This is a genomic window from Polaromonas sp. P1_E1_2 (assembly GCF_056406035.1).
The window spans coordinates 1-1419 of the sequence record NZ_JBFUAZ010000834.1 but is presented as its reverse complement, the minus strand read 5'-3'; the positions used below and the strand labels follow the sequence as shown (position 1 = coordinate 1419).

General features: G+C 63.8%; 2 protein-coding genes. Both read left to right on the top strand.

Annotated features, from left to right (window positions below; genetic code table 11):
* The coding region (locus tag AC1D1P_RS23360; protein ID WP_477674639.1) for a sensor domain-containing diguanylate cyclase at positions 1 to 1152 on the top strand (1152 nt) is incomplete at its 5' end.
* Between the two features lie 86 nt (positions 1153 to 1238).
* Positions 1239 to 1419, top strand: a 181-nt coding sequence (locus tag AC1D1P_RS23355; RefSeq protein ID WP_477674640.1) for a hypothetical protein, incomplete at its 3' end; no start/stop codon positions are given.

Here is a 1419-nt window from a genome sequence, read left to right as displayed (position 1 = left end):
GCATTTGCCTATATCCGGTCCCTGCGGCGCATTGCCGTCAATGCGGCTGTTTCGGCAATCGCCTCGACGTTTTTTGTGGTGGCCTTCCTGGGCGGATTGCCGATCGAGAACGCCGATCTTCTGGACCGTTTCCTGGCCCATGTGGCCAGCGTGGTCTCTGCGCTACTGGCTTACCTGCTGTTTTCCATTCTTGGCATCCTGCGCAATCCGGACTCGGCCCGGCGCGCCTTGACCTGGTTGGCGAGCCTGGCTCTTCTGAGTATCGCGGCTGGCTGGGCATTGAGCCCGCGCCACGCCCTGGCGCTGAGCCTGGCGGTGGCGTGTTTTCTGGGGCTGGTGGCAATGGCGCTCAGTCTTCGCAGCGCCGTGCGGGGGGATCGCCTGGCCTGGGTGGCCGTCTCGGGCGTCTCCTTCATGCTGGTGGCCATTGCGGGGTTGAGCTGGGTGGCACTTGACCGTGCCCATGTGCCGTGGCAGGTGCACGCGGTGACCGCTGTCGCCGGCACGTGTTATCTGGCCACCATGGCGGCTGTGCTCTGGACCCGTTATTCCTACCTGATCGAGCTGAACCGGGCCATGGCGCACGGCCCCAGCTACGACCCGGTCACGCGCATGCGCTCCCACAGCGAAACCGGCAACATGCTGGAGGCGGCCTTCAGACGTTACCGCGATGAGCCCGTGCCGCTGGGCGTGATTGTGGTGTCGGTGGCCAATCTTTATGTGCTGGAAAAGCTCTATGGCCATGCGGCCGCCAACCACGCACTGTTTGTATGTGCCGGCCGGTTGCGCCGCACCGTACCCGCGCATGTGGAAATGGGGCGCCTGGAAGAGAACGGTTTTTTGCTGCTGATGCGCAATTGCCATGACAGCGGCCAACTGATCCACCTGGCGCGCAGRGTCCAGGCCGCCCTGGCGCGGCCGGTGGTGCTTAACACCACACTGGAGGGTGATTTGGTAGGGAACCAGCAGACGCGCTGGGTTGCCGAGGTCGGCCTTGGCGTGCTGCGGGTCTCCAAATCCGATGCGCGCGCCTCTTCGGCAGTGAGCATAGGGCGAGGCATGTCGCGCACCGCGCTGAGCTACCCGAGCCGCATTGCATGGTTTGACGAGACCAGTGGGGAAGCCGTCGACCTGCCTGTGCTGGCGGCCTGATCGCGGCGCCATAACCATAGCCGGTCCGCTGCGGGCTGGAACACCCGATAATTGAGCGCTCTGGCAGCGCTGCTGCCGCTTTTATCCTGCACTGCTTGCCTTTTTCTTCGCCTCCATCCTTGTCTCCCCTCGCCATTACCTTTCCAGAGTCGCTGCCCSTTTCGGGCAAACGCGACGAAATCACCGCCGCCATGGCGGCCCACCAGGTCATCATTGTCTGTGGCGAAWCTGGCTCGGGTAAAACCACCCAGTTGCCCAAGATCGCGC